Annotated in this window: 17 protein-coding genes; 9 read left to right on the top strand and 8 right to left on the bottom strand. The window is 68.1% G+C overall.

Translation table 11 applies throughout. The features are described from left to right. The first annotated feature begins 6 nt into the window (after positions 1-6). The gene (locus ACILRJ_RS08300; protein ID WP_395682295.1) at positions 7-288 is read left to right on the top strand and encodes a hypothetical protein; all 282 of its coding nucleotides are present in this window, start codon (positions 7-9) and stop codon (positions 286-288) included. Here the strand turns inward: ACILRJ_RS08300 and ACILRJ_RS08295 are convergent. Beyond that, complete coding sequence (locus tag ACILRJ_RS08295; protein WP_395682293.1) at positions 245-2,143, bottom strand: winged helix-turn-helix domain-containing tetratricopeptide repeat protein; 1,899 nt, start codon at positions 2,141-2,143, stop codon at positions 245-247. The two genes, ACILRJ_RS08300 and ACILRJ_RS08295, sit on opposite strands and share 44 nt — an antisense overlap. Positions 2,144-2,283: 140 nt before the next feature. Between ACILRJ_RS08295 and ACILRJ_RS08290 the strand changes: the two genes are divergently transcribed. Together ACILRJ_RS08290 and dnaE are read left to right on the top strand one after the other, a co-directional pair. After that, positions 2,284-3,978, top strand: coding sequence for an LTA synthase family protein (locus tag ACILRJ_RS08290; protein WP_395682291.1), 1,695 nt, complete (start codon positions 2,284-2,286; stop codon positions 3,976-3,978). A gap of 74 nt (positions 3,979-4,052) precedes the next feature. After that, positions 4,053-7,541, top strand: coding sequence for a DNA polymerase III subunit alpha (dnaE, locus tag ACILRJ_RS08285; RefSeq protein WP_395682289.1), 3,489 nt, complete (start codon positions 4,053-4,055; stop codon positions 7,539-7,541). 47 nt (positions 7,542-7,588) lie between these two features. On the opposite strand, the gene ACILRJ_RS08280 is transcribed toward dnaE, so the two are convergent. Further along, positions 7,589-7,885, bottom strand: coding sequence for a hypothetical protein (locus tag ACILRJ_RS08280; RefSeq protein WP_395682287.1), 297 nt, complete (start codon positions 7,883-7,885; stop codon positions 7,589-7,591). Then, positions 7,882-8,772, bottom strand: coding sequence for a carboxypeptidase-like regulatory domain-containing protein (locus ACILRJ_RS08275; RefSeq protein ID WP_395682285.1), 891 nt, complete (start codon positions 8,770-8,772; stop codon positions 7,882-7,884). The genes ACILRJ_RS08280 and ACILRJ_RS08275 overlap by 4 nt, the downstream gene beginning before the upstream one ends. A gap of 132 nt (positions 8,773-8,904) precedes the next feature. On the opposite strand from ACILRJ_RS08275, the gene ACILRJ_RS08270 reads away from it, so the two are divergent. After that, positions 8,905-10,860 carry a TonB-dependent receptor gene (locus tag ACILRJ_RS08270; protein ID WP_395682283.1) on the top strand — a complete coding sequence of 652 codons (1,956 nt, stop codon included), beginning with the start codon at positions 8,905-8,907 and terminating at the stop codon, positions 10,858-10,860. 189 nt (positions 10,861-11,049) lie between these two features. On the opposite strand, the gene ACILRJ_RS08265 is transcribed toward ACILRJ_RS08270, so the two are convergent. From ACILRJ_RS08265 to ACILRJ_RS08250, 4 genes are all read right to left on the bottom strand, one after another. After that, on the bottom strand, positions 11,050-12,045 hold the full coding sequence (locus tag ACILRJ_RS08265; protein WP_395682281.1) for a transporter: 996 nt from the start codon (positions 12,043-12,045) through the stop codon (positions 11,050-11,052). A gap of 75 nt (positions 12,046-12,120) precedes the next feature. After that, complete coding sequence (locus tag ACILRJ_RS08260) at positions 12,121-12,498, bottom strand: DUF2946 family protein (RefSeq protein ID WP_395682279.1); 378 nt, start codon at positions 12,496-12,498, stop codon at positions 12,121-12,123. Between the two features lie 139 nt (positions 12,499-12,637). Further along, on the bottom strand, positions 12,638-12,874 hold the full coding sequence (locus tag ACILRJ_RS08255; protein ID WP_395682277.1) for a hypothetical protein: 237 nt from the start codon (positions 12,872-12,874) through the stop codon (positions 12,638-12,640). Positions 12,875-13,227: 353 nt separating this feature from the next. Further along, complete coding sequence (locus tag ACILRJ_RS08250) at positions 13,228-16,782, bottom strand: two-component regulator propeller domain-containing protein (RefSeq protein WP_395682275.1); 3,555 nt, start codon at positions 16,780-16,782, stop codon at positions 13,228-13,230. A gap of 149 nt (positions 16,783-16,931) precedes the next feature. Here ACILRJ_RS08250 and ACILRJ_RS08245 point away from each other — a divergent pair, with 149 nt between their 5' ends. The 5 genes from ACILRJ_RS08245 to ACILRJ_RS08225 all read left to right on the top strand — a co-directional run bounded on the left by ACILRJ_RS08245 (position 16,932) and on the right by ACILRJ_RS08225 (position 21,907). Further along, the gene (locus tag ACILRJ_RS08245; RefSeq protein ID WP_395682273.1) at positions 16,932-18,425 is read left to right on the top strand and encodes a GTPase; all 1,494 of its coding nucleotides are present in this window, start codon (positions 16,932-16,934) and stop codon (positions 18,423-18,425) included. 128 nt (positions 18,426-18,553) lie between these two features. Further along, on the top strand, positions 18,554-19,198 hold the full coding sequence (locus tag ACILRJ_RS08240; RefSeq protein WP_395682271.1) for a YceI family protein: 645 nt from the start codon (positions 18,554-18,556) through the stop codon (positions 19,196-19,198). 1 nt (position 19,199) lies between these two features. Continuing rightward, positions 19,200-19,775 carry a cytochrome b gene (locus ACILRJ_RS08235; protein ID WP_395682269.1) on the top strand — a complete coding sequence of 192 codons (576 nt, stop codon included), beginning with the start codon at positions 19,200-19,202 and terminating at the stop codon, positions 19,773-19,775. A gap of 17 nt (positions 19,776-19,792) precedes the next feature. Next, positions 19,793-20,335, top strand: coding sequence for a YceI family protein (locus ACILRJ_RS08230; protein ID WP_395682267.1), 543 nt, complete (start codon positions 19,793-19,795; stop codon positions 20,333-20,335). A gap of 219 nt (positions 20,336-20,554) precedes the next feature. Beyond that, positions 20,555-21,907 carry a DUF697 domain-containing protein gene (locus ACILRJ_RS08225; protein WP_395683062.1) on the top strand — a complete coding sequence of 451 codons (1,353 nt, stop codon included), beginning with the start codon at positions 20,555-20,557 and terminating at the stop codon, positions 21,905-21,907. An 85-nt stretch (positions 21,908-21,992) separates the two neighbouring features. Here the strand turns inward: ACILRJ_RS08225 and ACILRJ_RS08220 are convergent, their stop codons facing one another. Further along, complete coding sequence (locus tag ACILRJ_RS08220) at positions 21,993-22,142, bottom strand: hypothetical protein (RefSeq protein WP_395682265.1); 150 nt, start codon at positions 22,140-22,142, stop codon at positions 21,993-21,995. Positions 22,143-22,176 lie beyond the last annotated feature (34 nt).

Below are 22,176 nucleotides of genomic sequence, written 5' to 3'. Positions count from 1 at the left end.
CTCGGTGTGTTTGCCCTGGCATGGACCCTGGGCGCGCAAGCCTTCGTCAGCGTCGGCCCGAACGGAACTTTTGCGACGATCCAGCAGGGTGTCGCCCAGGCCATCGCGAACGGCGATGACGAAGTCCGCGTCCAGCTGAGGTGCTTCGGCTGTTCCTACGGCGAGGACGTCGATTTCGACACCAGCGTTTCGATCAACCTGAGCGGCGGCTGGGCCGCCGATTTCCAGAGCCAGAATGCGGTGCTCAACTCGGCCGTGACCGGTAGCGATGCCAACGCGCATCGTTGAACAGACGGCCATACAACTCCCGCGCGCCCGCATCATCGCCTTCGAACAGGCGGATGCGCGCGAGCAGCGCATCACGCCGCGCCGAGGTGGCCCCGCCGGGCAAGCGCTCCAGATCGGCGCGCAGCAGCCCGCGCCGATCCTGCAACCAGTTCGACCAGGCGCGCGCTTCGTCGCGATCGATCGACGAAAGGTCGCCGATATCCTCCATCCACCGATCGGCCGCAGCCGCGTCGCCCGCGAGCAACTCGTTGTAGGAGGCGTAGATCGCGGTCCACGGATCGTCGCGCTTGGCCTGCACCTCGGCATAGACGGCCGCTGCATCGCGCAAGCGCCCATGCAGTTCGTGCTGCAGCGCCAGTTGCCAGTAGGGTTCGGCGTAGTCGCCGTTCAGTTCGATGGCGCGGCGCAGGTGACGGGTCGCTTCCGCTTCCTCGCCCGACAGCAGCGCGTCCACCCCGAGGTAGGTTTGCAGGATCGGATTGATCGGGTCCTCGCGCTCGACTTCGACATGCCAGGCGCGTGCCTCGCGCACGCGGCCGGCATAGGCGAGCGCGTCGCCGTACCACAGGCGCGCGGTCGGCAGTTTCGGCTCGAGCTCGAGCGCATGCGCGAGCGCGCGCACCGCCGCGGGTGCATCGCCTTCATCGAGCAGCAGCAGGCCTTCGGACGCCCACGCGTCGGCGAGGTCGGGCGCCAGTTCCTTCGCACGCGCGATCGCGCTGCGCGCGCGCAGCGAGGCCTCGTCGAGCGACTGGTCGCCGTATTCGTACAACAGCATGTACGCGTCGGCGATGCCGCAGTAGCCCGCAGCGAATGCGCCGTCCTGCGCGACCGCCTGCTGGAAGTAGCCGAGCGAGCGCGCGAGGCTCGCCGACGTGCGCTGGTACCAGTAGCGGCGACCCAGCCAGTACAGATCCTGGGTCGACACGCTCGCTCGCATTTCGGGCGTTGCCTGGGAGGCGCCGAGTGAGTCCTCGACGCGCCGCATCAGCGGCACGATCAGGCGGAACATCTGCTCGCGCGGCAGGTTCTGCTCGTCCATCCACAGCGGCGCGCGGTCGCCGCGATGCCAGAGGCTGACGCGCAGGGTGAGCGCGCCCGCCACGGGTTGCGCTTCTCCACCGAGGACGTAGTCGACATCGAGCGCCTCCGCGACCTCCTGCGGCGACCTGCGCCCGCGACCGAGCGCGAACACCGACTCGCGTCCCGCGACACGCAGGTCGGGCTGGCGTGCGAACGCGTCAGTGAGACTCTTGGCCATGCCCTCGACCGCGGCGACGAGATCGGGATCGCCTCCTCGCGCCGTGAACGGAAGCACCGCGATGCTGCGCACCACCGACGACGCCGCGTTGCGCTCGCCCACGCGCACGGCGAGCAGCAGCGCGACGCCGACCACGATCAGCGCGGCGAGCGTGACCAGCGCGTGCAGCAGCGTGAAGCGCCGCACACCCGGAGACGACACGATGTCTTCGCGGCGCCGGCGCGGCACAGCGGGCGCCGACTCCGGCGCTGCGCCAATTGCCTGCCGCCGGACTTCGGCAAGCGTGGCGACGAAGCGATAGCCGAGGCCATGCACGGTTTCGATGTAGCGCGGGGTCGCCGGGTCATCGCCGAGCTCTCGGCGCAGGCTTGCGACGACCCGGTTCAGAACGCCCGGCGTGACGTGGCGGTGACCCCAGACCGCATCAAGCAGGGCATCGCGACCCAGCAACTCGCCCGGATGCGCCAGGAATTCCAGCAACACCGCGAACGCCTTGGGTTCGAGCGCGCGTTCCACGCCAGCCTTCTCGACACGGTGCGCCAGCGTATCGACGCGCACATCGTCGAACACGAAGATGGGTGGCTCCTGGTCCATGCCCCGCCACGCGCTTGCCACAACGGGCCGATCATCGCGCCAACCCGTCCGTCCGGCAAACCCGGATCGCGCCGCACCCCGCCGCTGCGACGTTACAATTCCATTTCACGTCTGTTGCAGCAACACCTGCGGAGTGGGACATGGATCGATCAAGGATGATGCGACGTTCGTTCGCGTTCGCCCTCGGCAGCGGTGCGCTCGTACTGGTGCTGCTGCGCGTGTGGCAGGCCGAAGCGGACCTCATCGACCGCGTGTACTGCGTGACGTTGACCGGTGCACTCGCCCTCGCTGTGGCCGCCATGAGCGGTCGCGTTGCATTCGGCTGCCTGTGCGCGGCTGCGCTCGCCGGCACCATTTGGCTGACCTCGACCCTCAAGCTCGCGTATCTGCACGAACCCCTGTTCGCGCCGGATGTGCGTTACCTCGCGGGCACCCTGCTGGCCGAGGTCGTTCGCCACTACCCGGGCATGTTGCGCAAGTGCATTGCAGTGCTGCTGCTGGTGCCTGCTTGCGCGGTGCTGGTATGGCGGCTCGAATCGCCCAGCCTTTGGCTGGGTCGACGCAGGCGCGTGCGCAGCGCGGTCACGCTCGCCGGTGCGCTGGTCCTCAGTGTCTGTGCGTGGCCGCATGGGCCGTTTCGCCAGGTGCACGCGGTCGCCCCATGGGACTTCCTGCAGCAGGCCCAGCGCAACCCGTTGACGACCTTCCTGCGCTCGCTCTCACTGATGAACGTGACCCCGCCACCGCACGAAGCCGGCACGGGCTCGTACGACTGGGGCGGCGCGAAGGTGGCGACAGCAGAAACGCCGCGGCCCGACCTCGTCGCAGTGCTCGAGGAAAGCACGCTCGACCCGCGCCAGTGGTCCGCGTGCACGAGCCCGCGCTGCCACTTCGGCATGTTCGATGCCGATGCGACGACGCGGGCGGAAGGCCTGCTGCGCGTACACACCTATGGCGGCGCCACCTGGACCAGCGAGTTCGCGTTCCTGGCCGGGCTGCCACACACGCTGTTCGGGCCAGCCGGCCTGTATGCGCCGTACAACCTCGTGCCGCGCCTGCGCGACAGCCTGCCGCGCCAGTTGAAGGCGCTCGGCTACCGCACGATCGCGGTGTATCCGATGCCGCGCGGCTTCGTGCGCGCCGCCGAGGCCTACGCGGAGTACGGTTTCGACGAATTCCACGATTCGAACGAACTCGGCATCGAATGGGAAAGCACCGACCGGGACCTCGTCGCCAAGGTCGAGGAGATCCATCGCCGCGCGCGCGCCGAGGATGATCGCCCGCTGTTCGTGATGGTACTGACCATGCGCCAGCACGGACCGCACGACAAGCCGCTCGACGCCCTGCCACCGCCGTGGAACGAATCGCCCGCGCCGAGCCTCGACGAGCGCGCGAACCGCAATCTGGGCACTTACCTCTATCGCATGCATCAGTCCGACCAGGCGCTGGCGGAGCTGCGTCGCTATCTGTTCGCCGCGGGCAGGCCGGCCGTGTTCGCGCATTTCGGTGATCACCATCCGTCGTTCGATGGCATCGAATCCAGGTTGGCGAGCGCATTGCCGGCGGAACTGGCAAGCGGAGCGAATACCCTGACCTACTACCGCATCGACAGCAGCATCGAAGGCGCGCCCCTTCCGGCGGCACCACCGCTGGACCTTGCGTTCCTCGGCGGCCTGATGCTCGACGTCGCCGGCCTGCCGAAGGATGCCTATTTCGAAGCGAACACGCGCCTGCGCGAGCGCTGCAACGGCCGTTTCGAGGGTTGCGCGCAGGCGGACGTGCTGCCTTCCTTCTACGCCTACGCGTTCGGTACCCTCAAGGTCTTCGACGAGTAGCGCGGCGGGCACGGAAACCTTGCCGCAGGCCGGGCCAGCGACTACGCTGGCGCTCCCCCGCGTCCCTCCCGGTCATGTCCTCCGGTTTCGTCCACCTGCATGTGCACAGCGAGTATTCGCTGACCGATTCGACGATCCGCGTCGGCGATCTGGTCAGCGCTTGCGCACAGGCGGACATGCCGGCAGTCGCACTGACGGACCAGAGCAACCTGTTCGCGCTGGTGAAGTTCTACAAGGCGGCCGAAGGCGCGGGGATCAAGCCGATCGCCGGCTGCGACCTGTGGATCGCCGATGCGGAGGACCGCAACCGGCCGCAGCGCCTCAGCGTGCTCGTGCAGGATCGCACCGGCTACCTAAACCTGTCGCGCCTGGTCTCGCGCGCGTATGCCGAGACCCGCCACGGCGACCACGCGCTGGTCGATCCGGCCTGGCTCGAAGCCGCGAATGGCGGATTGATCCTGCTCGCCGGGCAGGACAGCGACGTCGGTCGCCTGCTGCTTGCCGGGCGCGACGACGCGGCGCGCGCGCGCGCGGATGCGTGGCGCCGGCATTTCCCCGAGCGCTTCTATCTGGAAGCGACGCGCCTGCGCCGCGCGGGCGAGGAACACTTCCTCGCCGGCGCGCTCGACCTCGGTCAGCGGTTCGACCTGCCGATCGTCGCCAGCAACGACGTGCGCTTCCTCGCGCGCGAGGACTTCGAGGCACACGAAGCGAGAGTATGCATCCACGCCGGGCGCGTGCTGGCCGATCCGAAGCGCCCACGCGACTACACGCCCGAGCAATACCTGAAGACGCCGCGCGAGATGGCCGAGGTGTTCGCCGACCTGCCTGAGCTGCTCGAGAACACCATCGAGCTCGCACGCCGCTGCAACCTCGAACTCGCGTTCGGCACCTACTACCTGCCCGCGTTCCCGGTGCCGGACCAGCACACGCTCGACAGCTGGATCCGATCGCAGTCGCACGAAGGCCTCGAACGCCGCCTTGCATCGCACGCGCCGGCGCGCGGCTACGCGCGCGAGGACTACGTGCGGCGCCTCGATGTCGAACTCGGCGTCATCCTGGAAATGGGTTTCCCCGGTTACTTCCTGATCGTCGCCGATTTCATCAACTGGGCGAAACAGAACGACATCCCGGTCGGCCCCGGCCGCGGTTCCGGCGCCGGCTCCCTGGTCGCCTACGCGCTCGGCATCACCGACCTCGATCCGCTGCGCTACGGCCTGCTGTTCGAACGCTTCCTCAATCCCGAACGCGTGTCCATGCCCGACTTCGACGTCGACTTCTGCATGGACGGCCGCGACAGGGTGATCGACTACGTCAGCCGCAAGTACGGCCGCGACCGCGTCAGCCAGATCATCACCTACGGCACCATGGCCGCGAAGGCGGTGCTGCGCGACACCGGCCGCGTGCTCGGCATGCCGTACGGGCAGGTCGACCGCATCGCCAAGCTGATTCCGAAGATGCCGCTCGACCTCTCGCTCGAGGATGCACTCGGCCGCTCGGAGAGATCGCGCAAGGAACCCGACCGCGTCGTCGGCGAGTTCAAGGTCCTGTACGAGACCGACGACGACGCACGCGAACTCGTCGACCTCGCGCTCAAGCTCGAGGATCTCACGCGCAATGCGGGCAAGCACGCCGGCGGCGTGGTAATCGCGCCCGGCCCGCTGCACGACTATGCACCTCTCTACTCCGAAGGCGGCGACGGCGTCGTCACCCAGTACGACAAGGACGACGTCGAAGCGGTCGGCCTGGTCAAGTTCGACTTCCTCGGCCTGCGCACGCTCACGATCATCGACTGGGCCGTGAAGGCGATCAACATCCGTCGCGCGCGGACGGGCGAGGCACCGATCGACATCACGCAACTGCCACTCGACGACCCGGCCGTGTTCGACCTGCTCAGGAAAGCGCGCACGGTCGCCGTGTTCCAGTTCGAGTCGCGCGGCATGCAGGGTGCGCTCAAGGATGCGAAGCCGGACCGCTTCGAGGACATCATCGCGCTCGGCGCGCTGTATCGCCCGGGCCCGATGGACCTGATCCCGAGCTACTGCGCGCGCAAGCTCGGACGCGAGCCGATCGAGTATCCCGATCCACGCGTCGAGCCTGTCCTGAAAGAGACCTACGGCATCATGGTCTATCAGGAACAGGTCATGCAGATGGCGCAGATCGTCGGCGGCTACACCTTCGGTGGCGCCGACCTGCTGCGTCGCGCGATGGGCAAGAAGAAAGTCGAGGAGATGGCCAAGCACCGCGCGATCTTCCGCGACGGCGCGGCGAAGAACGGCGTCAGCGAGGCGAAGGCCGACGCCGTGTTCGACCTGATGGAGAAGTTCGCCGGCTACGGTTTCAACAAGTCGCACGCGGCCGCGTATGCGCTGATCTCGTACCAGACCGCCTGGCTGAAGGCGCACTATCCGGCCGAATTCATGGCCGCGGTGCTGTCCTCGGACATGGACAACACCGACAAGGTAGTCAACTTCCTCGGCGAAGCGCGCGCGCTCGGCCTAGAAGTGCTGCCGCCGGAAATCAACGCCTCGAACTACATGTTCGAGGCGACCGATGCGAAGACGATCCGCTATGGGCTTGGCGCCGTGAAGGGCGTCGGCCACGGCGCGGTCGAGAACATCGTCGCCGCGCGTCGCAGCGGTGCCTACACCGATCTCGCGGACTTCTGCGAGCGCGTCGATCCAACCAAGCTCAACAAGCGCGTGTTCGAGGCGCTCATCCTGAGCGGCTCGCTCGACGCACTCGCCGGCTCGCGCGCGAGCCTGATGGCGCAGCTGCCCGAGGCGATGCGTGCCGCCGAGCAACAGGCGCGCGACGCGCAGGCCGGCCAGAACGACATGTTCGGCGCGGCGAGCCCGGCAGCACCGAAACGCGTGCTGGTCGAAGTGCCCGAGTGGCCGATCGCACAACGCCTCGCCGGCGAACGCGACACGCTCGGTCATTATCTTTCGGGCCACCCGACCGATGCCTGGCGCGAACTGCTCGCACCGATCACAACCAGCGCAATCGGCGATCTCGACAAGGTGTACAAGCCGCCCGCACGCGAAGGCCGCCCGCGCTTCTCCGACCTGCAGGCGGTCACGCTCGCCGGCTCGGTCGTCGCGTTGCGCAAGCAGGGCGACAACCGCGCCTTCGTCACCGTCGAGGACTGGTCCGGCAAGTTCGAAGCCGTGCTCTATCGCGAAACCTGGATCGAATACGGCCCGCTGCTCACGCGCGATGCGATCCTCGTGTTCGAAGGCGGCCTCAGCGTCGACGACTTCTCCGGCGGTTTCCAGGTGCGCGTACAGCACGTCTCGACCATCGAGGCCGCCTGCGAAAAGCGCGCGCGCCTGCTGCGGCTGCGCCTCAACGGTGTGCACGCCGACTTCATCGCGCGCCTGCACGGCGCCCTCGCCGGTCATCGCGGCGGTCACACGCCGGTCCGCCTGAGCTATCGCAACGCGACCGGCCAGGCCGAGATCGAACTCGGCGCCGAATGGCGCGTGCGCGCGAACCCGGCCTTGAAGGATGCGTTGCAGGCCCTCGACGGCGTGGTCACGGCGGAACTGGTGTTCGGCTGAGTCTTCCGCCGCGCGGAATTGCGACTACCTGCGCAATTTCAAAGCTCTCAGTGCATGGATGCCATGCCCACCGCCATGGCGAAGAGCAACCAGAAGAATCCGATGCAAAGCGAAGTGACGCTGGCAATCAGCCAGAGTGGATTGCGCCGTTGATACGCAAGGGTGATTCCTCCAAGGAGGCCGCCAAGCACACCAGCGACGACGGACCACCACGCGAAACCGCCGATCGCGTGGTTCAGCCAGCTCACGTTGTGCGAAGCAAAGATGGCCGCGGTCGGAACGAGCGGAAGCAGCGTCAGCCCGATCACAATCCAGTCCGGCCACTTCGGCACCGGAGCGGTCACATTTCCCGATCCGTCAGTTCCAGTTGGTTGCATAGTCGTTCCGCATCGGCCGCATCAAGGCGAAGTGGCGTATTCCGCGATGATGAACTGTACTGATACCCGACGACCACCTCCTTCATGCCATCGAGCAAATCCGATGGACTGATCCCGAAAAAGCCCGAATACTCGACAAGCTGCTGGAACGCCGCATCGGTCGGCTCCCATTTCGCCACGGTCCCTGCGCCGGGACACAGACCCGCGTACAGCACATCATGGAATCGGCGCGCAATACGCTGCTGTTGTTCAGCCGCAGGAACTCCGAAGCCGAAATGCCGAGCGGCTTCCAAATCGAGCCGCACATTCGTGCGCAAACGCTGAAGACGAATTTCGCCATCCGCCATCGACGCACCAAGCGCCGTGCGATCATGATCCGAATACGGATCGCGCGCCTCGCCGTCGAGCCAGAACTGGCCACCCACATAGCCAGGTGCGATCACAGTCATGGAGTCGGGACCCGGAAACGCGCCGATGCGCCAGTTGCCAATCCCCTGCCAGCCGACCCGGTAGTTCCCCTCCGCATCCGTCATCGTCCATGCGTGATGCGCGGACAGCACGCCGAGCGAACCGCCCCACGTGAACGAAAGCAGCGCAACCGGAACCGGCTGGCCCGTCTGCGCATCGACGACGCGCCCGCCGAATGGTCCGGAGTAGAACAGCATCTGGGCCGGATTCGCCCATAACAGCGATGTGCAGAGGGCGAATCCCGTCACGATGGCCCACCGCCGCCACAAGGTTCGCTGCCTCGCGTCCTGCGCGGCCCCGGCCTTCCAGATCGACATGACCAGTGAAATCACGATCCACAGCGGCACGCAGAACAGCAGCTGCATGAAGAATGGCATCTTGTCCACCTGCGCGGGTCCGCGCCAACCATACAGCACACCGATCAACTAGGCCCTGAGGCGGATTTATACCCCCTCCTTTTTTCCTAGACTCGCCAAACCCGTTCCGCCCTGACGCGGAGCGATCACTGGGGGTCACACATGTTGCAACGCCTTTCACGCGGCGCCTTCACCGCCGCCCTGAGTATTGCCGCCTGCACCGCGGCCGCACCCGCGCAAGCCGAGGATGCAGACGTCGCGCTCGAGGAACGCGAGGACGCCGGCGGCGACGACAAGCGCACCGCGCACGGCGGCACGCCATGGCTCGGTGATACCGTGCAGGTGACGGCGAAAGGCACCGCCGCGGACGTGCCCGCGGCACTCGCGACGGACGTCGTGCGTTGGGACGAGGCGATCGCCGCGCCGGCCGATTTCCAGGACTTCATCACGCGCGTTCCCGGCGTCGGCGCGACCGGGCAGAACGGCCTGTTCGAAACGTTCTCGATCCGCGGCAGCGGTGCCAACGGAATCCTGATCCTCGTCGGCGGCATGCCGATCACCGCGCAACGTCGCGCCGGCGTGCCGGTCGCGTTCGTCGAGCCGAGCCTGCTCGGCGACGTCAGCGTGACGCGCGGGCCGGCCGTCGTCCACTACGGCCCCGGCGCGCTCGGCGGCGCGATCTCGATCGAGCCGCGCTGGTTCGATGCGCCGTTCGCCAGCGCGGGTTACGCGACCGCGGGCAACGAGGCGAACGTGTCCGCCGGCATCGGTTCCGACGCATTCTCGATCGGCGTCGCGCGTCACCAGTCCGGCGACAGCGAATCGGCCAACGGCGTGCCGCTCAACACCAGCTACCGGCGCGAGAGCGCCAGCCTGCAGTACCGCACGCGCATGGGCGATTTCGATGTCGATGCACTGCTGATGCCCTCGCGCACCGAGAACATCGGCAAGTCCAACAGCCGTTACCCGACGCGCGATTCGACCTATCCGGAAGACAGCCACACGCTCGGTCGCCTGCGCGTGCGCCACGACAGCGGTTTCGCGGCGAGCGCCTATGCGCACGACCAGTACCTCGGCACCTGGAACCGCCGTCCCGGCTCACCGGACACGTTCGCCGGCGTCGCCAGCACCGACTTCGGCACGACCGTGCAGCAGACTTTTGAAACCGGCGCCTTCAGCCACGACATCGGCATCGAATACCTCGGCCGCCGCGACGTCAGCGCCTACGACGCGAGCCGCTCCGTGCTCAATCGCAACTACAGCTTGCGCAACGCGAAGGAAGACGCCTGGTCGCTGTTCGCGCTCAGCGACTGGCACGTATCGCCGGCGTTCGCGCTCGAATTCGGCGGCCGCTACACCTCGATCGAACAGGATCAGCGCGGCGCCACATCGGATGACTCCGACCACGCCTTCACCGCCGGCGCGGTGTGGACGCCGGACGACGCGCAGCGCATCACGTTCAATGCATCGACCGGCTACCGCTTCCCGACCCTCGAGGAACGCTTCTACAGCGGCGTGACCGCGCAGGGCGAAATCGTCGGCAACCCGAATCTCGGCTCCGAGCACTCGCGCGGCATAGACCTCGGCTACGCCTGGCACAACGGCAACTGGGGTGTCGAAGCGCATGTCTGGCGCAACGTCGTCGACGATCTCATCCAGCTCACCGATATCGCGCCCGACGTGAACGGCTACGCCAACATCAGCACCGGTACCCTGCACGGCGCCGAAGCCACGCTCGGCTGGGCCACGCCGGCACCGGGACTCACCCTGCGCGCCAGCGCCGCGGTCGTGCGCGGACGCGACGAAACCGGCCGGCCGCTGTACGGCATCCCGCCGGTCAGCGGCGAACTCGAGGCGAAGTACACCCATGGCGACTTCATCCTCGGCGCGCGCTATGCACACCGCTGGACGATGGACCGCCCCGGCTTCGAGGAAGTCGAACGCGATGCCGTCGACGTCGTCGACGCCGACCTGCGCTGGCAACTGAACCCCTCGATCGGCCTGCAGTTCTATGTGCGGAACGCGTTCAACGAGGACTACCACGCCACCGCCGACGAGTTGTCCACGTTCGCGCAGGAGCGTTCGTTAGGCGTCAACGTGATCTGGACGATGCATTGAGGCGTGCACCGCCGCCTCTCCGACGCGCGGTGCGGCGGGTGAGGAGGCGCGCGAGCGCAGGAGCGTGAACTTCGGAACAGCGACCGCAGCGACAATCTCGCGCTCGCTGCGCTCGCGCCCCTCACGCCATCCCTGACCGTGCCCGGGAGAGGTAGAACATCTCGCGTACAGCGCTACGCAATCCGCAGCCTAGAACCTGCCGACGAACGCCGCGCGCACTCGCCAGCCCGCGGTGGTCTGGATCTCGCTGTTGTCGGTGTCGATCGGCGCTTCCGCGCGCACCTCGAGCGACCAGCGCGGGCCGAACGTGAAGCCCAACTGCGGGCCGAGGAACAGAGCGCGTGAATGCGTATCGTCGAGCTTCACGCCGGCGAGTTCGTCATAGTCCTTGTCCTCGCCGGAGAGATTGAGCTGCAGCGAAATGGTGCGCTCGTGTTCGAGCACGAGGTATCGTCCGCCTGACACGGTCCATTGCAGGTCATTGCCGAAGCGGTAGTCGAAGTCGCCGGTGCGGCGGATCGCGTATTGCAGGTCGCCGCTGCCGTACCAGCGGCCGCTGCGCCAGAACGCGGAGGTGCCGACGAGGAAGTCGGTCGAGCCGGAGCCGAGCGCAAGGTCGTGGCCGTGGATGCCGCTGATCGGTCCATCGTGATCGTCACCGCCATGCTTCGGCGCGATGGCCGCGGCAGTGTCGTCGTCGTGGCCTTCGTCGAGTTCTTCCTGCAACCGGTCGCTGTCGCCGGTGCCGAACTTCACGCCGCCGAGCGCGCGCCAGACGAAGGTGGTGTCGTCGCGGTCCTTGCGCAGCAGGGTGTATTGCGCGAGCGCGGTGATGTCGCCGATCCCGGACTCCGAACCCTTGTCGATGCCATCGTGCCCGGGACGCTCGAACGAGCGGTGGATGTACGGGGCGTTGACCTGCGCGGTCAGTCGATCCGTGATGCCGTAGCCGACGAACAACTGGGTGATCGAGCTGTCGAGGTACTGGCCCGAATCGTCGGACAGGCGATGTCCATCCCGGCGCAGGTCGTCGTAACGACTGAACTGTTCGGAAATGCCGGCGAGCCAGCCGGAAGTTTCGCCATGCGCCATGCTGGCGGTGTAGACGGAGCAGAGGTCGCAGGCGTGCGCGATTGGCGCGCATAGCAGCAGCGCGCACAGCGCCGCCCGGATATGGGTCTTCATGAAGGGTCCTTGAAAGCACGGGTGGACCGCGCCCATGCGGCAGCGATCCGGAATGATTCGGTGATAGCCGAGTGCTCAGATGAGGACGGGCGGGCCGCGTGGCTGCGCGGTGGAAAACGCGACGACCAATCGCGGCTGTCGCAGCGGTGCCGGCACGGGAATCGACGGATGCACGGCCGGCAACGCGAGCGCATGTGCAAGCGCGCTGAGCGCGGGCGCGTGGGCGAGGAAGTCGCAGTAGCCGCACGCACTCCAGCAGTCCTCGTCGGCGCGGCTCGGCGCGCCGTGATGCGCGGCGTGCCCGGCATGTCCGCCCTGGCTTACTTCATGGTGATGCGCCGGCGCATGCACGCCGACGACCCGTGACACCGTCGGCATCAGCGCGAGCAGCAGCATGGCGAGGATCGCCAGCCAGCCAAGCGCGCGCCGTTGCCGGAAGTGCCGGATCGTCATGTGATGGATTGTCCGTGATTCCCCGGGAATGGCACTGCGGCAAAAGTACGCGCCACGCGCAATGAACTGCGCGCCGGGCACGGCGACCGACTTGATCTGGGTACCGCAACGGCGCCCGGAGGTTGCCGACTCGCCGCGCTCAGCCGGCGCGCACGACCGGTTTGGCCAGTGCAGACGCGGTCGCTGCACGCGCGCCGTTCTTCGAGCGCGGCTTCGCGCGCGCGTCGATCGCGACGCCGAGCACGGTGTTGCAATGGATGCAGCAGTAGCTCATGCAACGCGCCTTGCTGTCACCGTCGATCATGCCGACGATGTTCTCGACGTTGACGTGCAACACGCGCTTGCCGCACTTCGGGCATAGGCCGCGATTGGTCATGACCGGATCTCCGTTCGGTGATCGGATACATCCCCGCCGCGAGTCCCGCCTGCGCGGCAGCGCCAGCCTACCGCGCAGGCGTCCGGCGCGCCATCGTCCGGAGCGCGCGAACTCCCGCCCGTTCGCATCGATCGCTGCGAGCGTCGGCGAGTGAAGTCGAAACGTCCGCCCATCCGGCAAGGCAAGGTCCTCCGGCTCCGGCCTTTCAGGCCGGCGCTCTGTACGAACGGATTTGCTCCAGGCGTGTATTCAGGACGAACGGGGCCATTTGTCCGTTCGGGTTGAGCGGCAGCGAGCGGCCTCGAACCGCCTGCGATTCCGGCAAGGTCCGTCGACTCCGGCCTCCGGGAGCATCAGGCCGCGACCGCCTCGGAGCGGTCGGCGATGGCGGCGGCGATCGCGTTGCCGAGCATTTCGCTGGTCAGGGGCTTGCGCAACAACGCGTCCATGCCGGCGGCGCGGATCTGTGCTTCCTCGTCGCCGACCGAACGGGCGGTGACCGCGACCAGCGGCAGCAGGTGTCCACCCGCGCGCAGCAGGCGCGCCAGTTGCAGGCCGTCGATGCCGGGCAGGTCGAGATCGACCAGGGCGATCTCGTGGCGCGCCGCCTTCAGTTCGGCCATGGCGGCGAGTCCGTTCGTGACGTGCGTCGTGCGGTGACCGAGGCGTGCCAGCAAGCCGACGATGACCTCGGCGACGGTCGCGTCGTCTTCGATCAGCAGCACGTCCATCGCGGCCAGCTTGCCGGCTGGGGCATGCGCGGCGTGTGCGCGCGTGTGGATCGTCGGTGCCTCGTAGATCGGCAGGTCGACGTTGAACACGCTGCCCTCGCCGGGCACGCTGGTGACGCTGATCGTGCCGCCCATCAGTGCGCTCAGCTCGCGACAGATGGCCAGGCCGAGGCCGCTGCCGCCGTGGCGACGGGTGACGCCTTCGGCCTGCTCGAAACGGTTGAAAAGCCGCGTGCGCAGTTCGTCGCTCATGCCCGGGCCGCTGTCGGCGACACGCAGGCGCAGGCGATCGCCGAAACGCAGCAGCGACAGCTCGACGCTGCCGCGCTCGGTGAACTTGAGTGCATTGCCGAGCAGGTTGAGCAGGATCTGGCGGATGCGCAACGCGTCGCCCCAGATCTGCGCCGGGACATTGGCGGCGACATGCAGGCTGAGCGTGATGCCCTTGCGCTGCGCCAGTGGCTGGTCGAGTTCGATCACCTCGCGCGCGAGCGCGGCTGGATCGAGCGGCTGGTCGTCGAGCACGAACTTGCCGGCGTCGATGCGCGCGATGTCGAGACTGTCATTGACCAGTCGCAGCAGCATCTGGCCGGACTGGTAGATCGCGTTCGCATAACCCTTCTGGCGCTCGTCGAGCGTCGTGCCGAGCAACAATTCGCTCATGCCGAGTACGCCCGTCATCGGCGTGCGGATCTCGTGGCCCATGGTGGCGAGGAACGAAGACTTCGCCTCGGCCACCTGCTCGGCCGCGCGCCGTCGTTCCTCGCCGAGCGCGACCGCGTGCCGGCGACGCACACGCTGCCGATAGGTGCGCAGGGCGAGCAGCAGCGCCAGCAGGACCGCGAGCGCATACAGCGCATACGCGACCGGCGTGAACCACGGTGCGCGGGCGACACGGATCACCAGCGGCTGCGCCAGCTCGGCATCCACGCCGGCGGCATTGGTCGCGGCGATGCGCAGGCGATATTCGCCGGCCGGCAGCTGCGACCAGCTGCGCTCGCCGCTGTCCGCCTCGACCCAGTCGCGATCGATGCCGTCGAGGCGAAACCGATAACGGTTCGACGCCGTGTTCGCGAAACTCAACGCGCGCGCCTCGACACGCAGGTTCGCGTCGCCGCGACGCCATTCGATCGGCAGCGCGGGATCGAGATGCACGCGCTCGTCACCGCGCTGCAGGTCAACCGCGGTGACGCGCAGCGTGGGCGGCGGTGTGTCGAAGCGCAGCGCCGCAGGATCGAAGGCGACCATGCCGCCAAGCGTGCCGAGGAACAGGGTGCCGTCGCTGGCCCTTGCCAGCGCGCCGGGCATGAACTCCTGGCTCGGCAAGCCATCATGGACGTTGAAGCGACGGATCGACTTGCTCTGCGGCTCGACATGCCAGAGCCCGCGCGGCGACGTCGCCCAGACCGAGCCATCCTCGGCGACCGCGAGCGCATGCACCTGCAGGCTCGGCCAGCCCTTGGCCGCATCGAAACGTTGCTGCACGAGCATCACGCCGTTGTCGACGCGGTAGCGTTCGAGTATGCCGAGGCGATGCATCCAGAGCGAGCCGTCCGGCGCAAACGCGAGCGCGTGGATCGGTTCCTTCGGCCCGCCGGCAAGCGCCTCGAAGTGGTCGTCGACGAGCCGCTCAATGCCGCTGGCGGTCGCGAGCCACGGCGCGCCGCCGGCGTCGAGCGCGAGCCCGCTGATGTCGGCGTCGTCGATGGTGTGATCGGCGACGGTGTAGCGGCGCACCACGCGCGGAGGCTCGCCGGCGATGCGCGCGATGCCGCCGCCGCGCACGCCCACCCACACGCTGCCGTCGGCCGCGCGCGTCAGCTGTTCGATCTGCCCCTGCGGCAAGGCATCGGCGCGCGCGACGTCAACCGGAATCTCGTCCGCCGCATTGCCGTCGAGCGCATGGCGTTGCAAGCCGCCGGCCGTGCCGACCCAAACATGACGATCACCGTCCGGCAGCACTGCGTTGAGGCGCTTGCCGGCGACGTGCAGGCGCTCGGCCCACCGCTCGACCACGCCGCTCCTGCGATCGATACGGTCGAGTCCATCACTGCCGCCGGCCACCCACACCGCGCGTTCGCCATCGACCGCGAGCGCACGTACGCGGGCACGACTGAGGCTCGATGGGTCGCCGGGTACATGCCGGAACGCGGCGAAATTGCGCCAATGCGGCGGCAGGTGCGCGACGCCACCGTCGTAGACCGAGAACCACAGACCGCCTTCATGGCCGGCGAGGATGTCCATCGTGCGCGTCCCGGGAAACGCGCCGGGCGCGGCCTCCTCGGTGCTGAAACGCGTGACGCCGCGCGCGTCGAAGTGCGCGAGTCCATTCAGCAGGCCGAGCCAGAGTCCGCCATCGTCGTCGCGCGCCATCGAAGACACCATCAGCGGCGGCGTCGTCGCTGCAACCTCTTCCTCATAGTGCAATTGCGAATCGACGCGGAACAGGCCCTTGCGCGTGCCGACCAGCATGCTGCCGTCGCGTCCGGGCAGGAACGCCATAACGACCGGCGGGCCGGCGCGCTGCGCCATCGGCGGCAATTCGACGTGCACGATCCGTCCCTGCGGCTCGCGCACGTCGAGCCCCTCCTCCGAACCGATCCAGAGGCGATCCTGCTCATCCGCGCGCAACGCGTACACGCTGCTCGAGCGCAGGCTCGCGGGATCCTCGGCGTCGTGATCGACATGCAGGAAACTGCCGTCCGCTTCGAGCCGGTTGAGGCCGCCCAGATACGTTCCGACCCAGATCGCGCCACTCCGGTCCTGCTCGATCGCGAACAGGTCGTTGCTGCCGAGTGTGCGCAAGTCGTTCGCCACATGCGTCCAATGGGTGAACGTCTTGCCGTCCGGCTCGAGCCGATTGAGGCCCGACGCCTCGCCACCGCACCACAAACGCCCGTCACGATCGACCAGCAAGGCGGAAATGTCGTTCGAGGTGAGCGAGGCCGGATCGGCGGGATCGTGGCGGAACACGCGAAAACCGACGCCGTCGTAACGCGCCAGGCCGTCCTGCGTGCCGAACCAGAGAAAGCCGTCGTGGTCCTGCACCGCCTTGTAGGCGAGGCTCGACGGCAACCCGTCGGCGACTCCGAGCGACACGAACTGCGGCGGCGCCGGTGGCGCCGCCGCGAGCGCCGCGGTCGGCATGGCGAACAACAGTGCGAGCAACCGGCGCATGAAGTCCCTCCCGGTTCCGGATACTGCCATGCCGCGGGGGCAAGGTGCAGCCTTGCGCGCCAGTGCCGCCAGAGTCTCCGTTCGCGACCGCGGATCACGTCCGGGACGAGCTCTGCGATCCGGTTTCGCAATCCCACTAGAATCGCGCCATGCCAAAACCGCGCCTGCCGCTTCGCCTCATCCTGTTCGCCGCTCTGGCGATCGGCGCGGCGCTGCTGCTTGGCCTCGTCGTGGCGACCTTGAACAGCCTGCTCGAGTTCTACCAGCGGCTGGTCGAACTGCCGCTGTGGCTGCGCATTCCGTTGCTCGCCACCGCCGCACTTGGCGTCGCCGCAATCGGCTGGCTGCTGTGGCGGCTCGCGCGACCGGCGCGCACGACTTCCGCGCCGCCGCCGGTCGCGATCACGCGGCCCCAGGTCGAAGCGCGCATCGACCATCTGCGCGAACGCAAGGCGGAGACCGCTGCGCTCGAAGCCGAGCTGGCCGAACTCGATCGACGCCACGCCAGCGGCGAGGTGTACGTGGCGCTTTTCGGCGAGATCTCGACCGGCAAGTCGAGCCTGATCCGCGCACTCGCACCGGAAGCGGCGCCGGAGATCGACGCGCGCGGCGGCACCACGCGCCACGTCGACCACCATCGCGGCCTGCTCGCCGATGGCCGCGAACTCGTGCTCGCCGACGTGCCCGGCAGCGGCGAGGTCGACGGCACGGTGCGCGAGCAACTCGCGCGTGACGAAGCACTGCGCGCACACGCGGTGGTCTATCTCGCCGCCTCCGACCTGACCCGCGCGCAGGATGCGGAGCTGGGCTGGCTGGCCGGATTCGGCAAGCCGTTGCTGCTGGTGTTGAACAAGTCGGACCAGTACCGCGAGGACGAGCGCGCCGCACTGCTGCAACGCTTCCGGGCTCGCTACGACGAACGCGTGCGCGCCGTACTCGCGATCAGCGCCGGCGGCAGCGAACGCTACGAGCGCACGCTCGCCGACGGGCGACGCGAGAAGGTCGAGCGCGAACGCGTGCCCGACATCGCACCGCTGCAGGATGCTCTGGTCGCGCTGACCGCACGCGGCGCGACGGCGCTGGAACCCGCGCGCGAAGCGGCGGTGCTGGCCGAAGTCGGACGCCGCGGCGACGAACTCGCGCGCGCGACCGCGGCGCGCGAATCGGATGCGGCGATCGCCAAGTACACGCGCCGCGCGGTGGTCGGCGCGCTCGCCGCGGTCGCACCGGGCAGCGACCTGCTGATCCAGGGCGCGCTCGGCACCGCGCTGGTGCGCGATCTGGCGCGCATCCACGGCGTCGCCGTGCGCGAACTCGATGTCGAGGGCCTGCTCGCGCGCATCGGCCTGACCGTTCGCAATACGACCGCTCTGGTACTGGCGATCGCCGGCAACGCGCTGAAGGCATTCCCGGGACTCGGCACGCTCGGCGGCGGCGCGCTGCATGCGATCGCCTACGGACTGGTGTTCGACAGCCTCGGCCATGCCCTGACCGAGACGCTCGCCGCGCACGCGACGCTGGATGTCGCCGACATCGAGACGCGCGTGCGCGCCTTGCTCGCAGCGCCTGCGCGCGAGCGCCTCGAACGCATCGCACGCGTAACCCTCGACGCCACACGCGAGCGGACCGGAAACGACACGTAGGGTGGGCCTTGGCCCGCCGCCTGCTTGCGAACCGTCGCGGCGAAGCGTCGCCTGCCGCACACGCGTGGAAACGCAGCGTTCACCGCACGGCGCTGGCGCGTGCGCGGTGTTTTTGCCAAGCTGGGGGCATGTCGCTCCGACCCGCCCCGCTGTCCCTCCGCACGGTGCTCGCGTCCGCGGGCATCGCGTTCGCGGTCGCCTTGTTCGGCCCGCCGCGCAGGGTCCACGCCGATGCCGACGTCTATCGGTTCGATCCGGTCCACAGCCAGGTGTGGTTCGCGGCCGATCACCAGCGCTTCTCGAAACCGCAAGGGCGCCTGCGCATCAAGGACGGCTGGTTCCGCTTCGATCCGGCGGACTGGACCAGCGCAAGGGTCGATGTCGTCATCGACCTCGCCAGCGTCGACCTCGGCGAACCCAAGTGGAACGCGATGGTCGCCTCCGGTCAGTTCCTGGACGCAGCGCGCTGGCCGACCGCGCGCTACGTCAGCACGACGATCGAGCCGCGCGACGCGACGCATGCGCGCGTGCATGGCGAGCTCGATTTCCGCGGCGTGAAGAAGCCGCTCGACCTCGACGTCACGTTCAATCGCGTCGGCACCGACCCCTACGCGTTCAAGCGGAAAGCCGGTTTCTCGGCGAGTGCAACGCTCGATCGCTTGATGTTCGGGATGGATCGCTACAAGGACGTGGTCGCCGCTGCGGTCGAGCTGAGGTTCGAAATCGAGGGCATCCGCGACCGCGATGCCGCCGACCAATCCGGAGATCCGTGAGATGCGCCTGAAGAGCGACGCGATGCAGTGGGGCAGTCTCGCCAAGGCATTTCACTGGACCATCGTGCTGCTGCTGCTCGCGCAGGGAACGCTCGGCCTCGTCATGGTCGAGTTGCCGAAGAGACCTGGCGTGATCCCGTATTTCACGTTCCACAAATCGCTCGGCCTGACGATCCTGCTGCTCGCGCTGCTGCGCCTCGGATGGCGCCTGTTCGACCGCCGCCCCGAGGAACCGGCGTCGATGCCGCGGGGACAGGTGCTCGCCGCGCGCATCGGCCATGCACTGCTCTACGGCCTGCTGTTCGCGGTGCCGCTGTCGGGTTGGCTGTTCGACTCGGCGACCGCGCTGCGCCCGCTGTACTGGTGGGGCTTGGTGCAGATGCCGAGCCTGACCGGCGGCGCGGAACCCGGCCTGAAGGAAATCGCGAAGGAAGCGCACGAGTGGCTCTTCTGGGCATTGGTCCTCGTTGCCGCCGGCCACGCCGCCGCCGCGCTCGTTCACCATTTCTTCAACCGCGACGACGTGCTGCGTCGTATGCTGCCGGGCCGCCGCGATTCGATCGCGCGCACCCCCTGATCGAAGGAGCCATCCCCATGCGCACGCTGATCCTCGCCACCGCGGTGCTGCTGCCTGCCGCCGTATTCGCACACGACTGGAACGTGGATGCCGCGAAGAGCACGCTCGGCTTCAAGGGCAGCTACCAGAACGAGGCATTCTCCGGGTCATTCAAGAAGTTCGATGCGACGATCGCCTACGACGCAGCCGACCTCGCCACCTCAAAATTCGATGTCACCATCGACCTCGCCAGTGCCGACACGGCGAGCGCCGAGCGCGACCACACGCTCAAGGGCAGCGACTTCTTCGCAATCGCGAAGTTCCCCAAGGCGCGTTTCACCACCTCGTCGTTCGCCAAGGGAGCGGACGGCAGCGTCACCGCACAGGGCACGCTGACGATCCGCGACCAGAGCAAGCCGGTCACGCTCAAGGTGGCGTTCGCCGAAAGCGGCAACACGGCGACGCTCGACGTGGACACCACTCTCAAGCGCGCGGACTTCGGCCTCGGCGCCGGCAGCGACTGGACCGACGTCGGCGCGGACGTGCCGGTACACGGGCACCTCGTGTTGAACGCAAAGTGACACCGCTCGCCTCGATGCAGGAGCGGCTTCCGCCGCGATGCCCTTGAGACTGCGGCCTGAGGCCCGAGGGCGGGAACGCGTTGCGTCGTCCGCCGCGACCACTCAGAAACCTCGGCCCGGTGGGAGCGGCGGAAGCCGCGATGCTCTCGAGGGCCGGGGGCCGAAAGCGGAAAACACATTGCGGCTGATGCCGCCCCCACAGGGTCGGGCCCACCGATGATCGAACTCGCCTCACTCTGGCGCCGCGTCCGTCATCCGTTCGGCTCGGCGCACGACGCCGTGCCGTCACGAGCAAGCGGTGGAAACTTGCACAGCACGCAGGCGACCGAAAGCCTGCGCGCGCTGCTCGACGATCCGCAGATCCCCGGCGCGATCCGCACCGGCCTCGCCGCCGAGTTCGCACGGCTCGAAGCGATGCTCGGCAAGCTCGAGCGCGGCGAGTTGCACATCGCGGTTTTCGGTCGCGTCAGCGTCGGCAAGTCCGCGCTCGCGAATGCGTTGCTCGGCGAGGACGCATTCACCGTCGGCGTGCTGCACGGCACGACGCGCGAAGCGGGCCAGCGACGCTGGCAGCAGGTCGCCGACAGCGGCGTGCACCTGATCGACACGCCCGGCATCGACGAACTCGACGGCGAAGCGCGCGAACGACTCGCCTGGGACGTCGCCGGCGTCAGCGACCTGGTCGTGTTCGTCGTCGACGGTGACATGACCCAGCGCGAACGCGATGCGCTCGCCCTGCTCGCGCGCACCGAGCGACCCTTGTTGCTGGCACTCAACAAGGCCGACCGCTACGGCGAGGACGAGCGCGAGCGCCTGCTCGAACGACTGCGCGAGCACGCGGCCGGCATCGTGCGCGCGGAAGATGTCGTCGCGATCGCGGCGCAGCCGGCACCGCTGAAGCGCCTGCGCGTCGACGTCGACGGCGTCGAACACGCCGAACTGGTCGAGCAGGTGCCCTATCTCGATGCATTGCGCACGCGCCTCACTGCAGTGGTCGAACGCGAAGGCAAGACCCTCGCCGCCCTCAACGCGAGCCTGTTTGCGGGTCGCGTCGCGGACCAGGTCGGCACGCGCATCGCCGATGCACGCCGCGAACTGGCCGGCACCGTCATCCGCCAGTACTGCATCGCGAAGGCGCTCGCGGTCGCGCTGAATCCGATCCCGGTCGCCGACCTGCTCACCGCCGGCGCGCTCGACGCGGCGCTCGTCATGCACCTCGGCCGCGTCTACGGACTGCCTCTGACGAAAACCGAAGCCGGCACCCTGATCGCCGTCATCACCGCGCAACTCGCCGCGCTGATGGGTGCGATCTGGGGCGTGCACCTCGTCGCGTCCGCACTGAAGGGACTCAGCGCCGGCGTCTCGACCGTCGTGACCGCGGGCGCGCAAGGCGCACTCGCCTGGTACGCGACCGAACTCGTCGGCCGCGCCGCCGAGAAGTACCTCGTCGCCGGCAAATCGTGGGGCGAACTCGGCCCGAAGCGCGTGGTCACCGAAATCGTCGAAAGCCTCGACCGCGACTCGATCCTGCGCGAGGCGCGCGAGGAGATCCTCAAGCGCCTGCGCAAATGAGACGGCGCGCCAGTCGAGTCGAACCAGCGATTCCCGGTCATGCAAGCCCATCCCGTGCGCTCGCACCTCCGATCGGGCGCTTCGCTCACTCCTTCGACGATGCCGAGACGAATGCTTCCTTGAGTTTCGTCGCGCATTCCTCGCAACATACTTCGACGGTGCGTCCGCCGAGTTTCACGTTGATTGCGCTGTCGTCGAGCGCGCAATCGCAGGCAGCACAGGTTTTCTGGGTCATGGCGGATCTCCTGTCGGGTGGATGGCATGAACAG

The sequence above is a fragment of the Dokdonella sp. genome, from assembly GCF_044227025.1.
GTDB lineage: Bacteria > Pseudomonadota > Gammaproteobacteria > Xanthomonadales > Rhodanobacteraceae > Dokdonella_A.
This window is presented reverse-complemented; position numbering and strand designations above follow the sequence as displayed.

What these genes read in the sequence shown, in the direction of transcription:
- ACILRJ_RS08295 (WP_395682293.1), bottom strand. Translation starts at nt 2,143, where the DNA reads ATGGACCAGGAGCCACCCATCTTCGTGTTCGACGATGTGCGCGTCGAT.
- ACILRJ_RS08290 (WP_395682291.1), top strand. Translation starts at nt 2,284, where the DNA reads ATGGATCGATCAAGGATGATGCGACGTTCGTTCGCGTTCGCCCTCGGC.
- dnaE (WP_395682289.1), top strand. Translation starts at nt 4,053, where the DNA reads ATGTCCTCCGGTTTCGTCCACCTGCATGTGCACAGCGAGTATTCGCTG.
- ACILRJ_RS08270 (WP_395682283.1), top strand. Translation starts at nt 8,905, where the DNA reads ATGTTGCAACGCCTTTCACGCGGCGCCTTCACCGCCGCCCTGAGTATT.
- ACILRJ_RS08265 (WP_395682281.1), bottom strand. Translation starts at nt 12,045, where the DNA reads ATGAAGACCCATATCCGGGCGGCGCTGTGCGCGCTGCTGCTATGCGCG.
- ACILRJ_RS08260 (WP_395682279.1), bottom strand. Translation starts at nt 12,498, where the DNA reads ATGACGATCCGGCACTTCCGGCAACGGCGCGCGCTTGGCTGGCTGGCG.
- ACILRJ_RS08255 (WP_395682277.1), bottom strand. Translation starts at nt 12,874, where the DNA reads ATGACCAATCGCGGCCTATGCCCGAAGTGCGGCAAGCGCGTGTTGCAC.
- ACILRJ_RS08250 (WP_395682275.1), bottom strand. Translation starts at nt 16,782, where the DNA reads ATGCGCCGGTTGCTCGCACTGTTGTTCGCCATGCCGACCGCGGCGCTC.
- ACILRJ_RS08245 (WP_395682273.1), top strand. Translation starts at nt 16,932, where the DNA reads ATGCCAAAACCGCGCCTGCCGCTTCGCCTCATCCTGTTCGCCGCTCTG.
- ACILRJ_RS08240 (WP_395682271.1), top strand. Translation starts at nt 18,554, where the DNA reads ATGTCGCTCCGACCCGCCCCGCTGTCCCTCCGCACGGTGCTCGCGTCC.
- ACILRJ_RS08235 (WP_395682269.1), top strand. Translation starts at nt 19,200, where the DNA reads ATGCGCCTGAAGAGCGACGCGATGCAGTGGGGCAGTCTCGCCAAGGCA.
- ACILRJ_RS08230 (WP_395682267.1), top strand. Translation starts at nt 19,793, where the DNA reads ATGCGCACGCTGATCCTCGCCACCGCGGTGCTGCTGCCTGCCGCCGTA.
- ACILRJ_RS08220 (WP_395682265.1), bottom strand. Translation starts at nt 22,142, where the DNA reads ATGACCCAGAAAACCTGTGCTGCCTGCGATTGCGCGCTCGACGACAGC.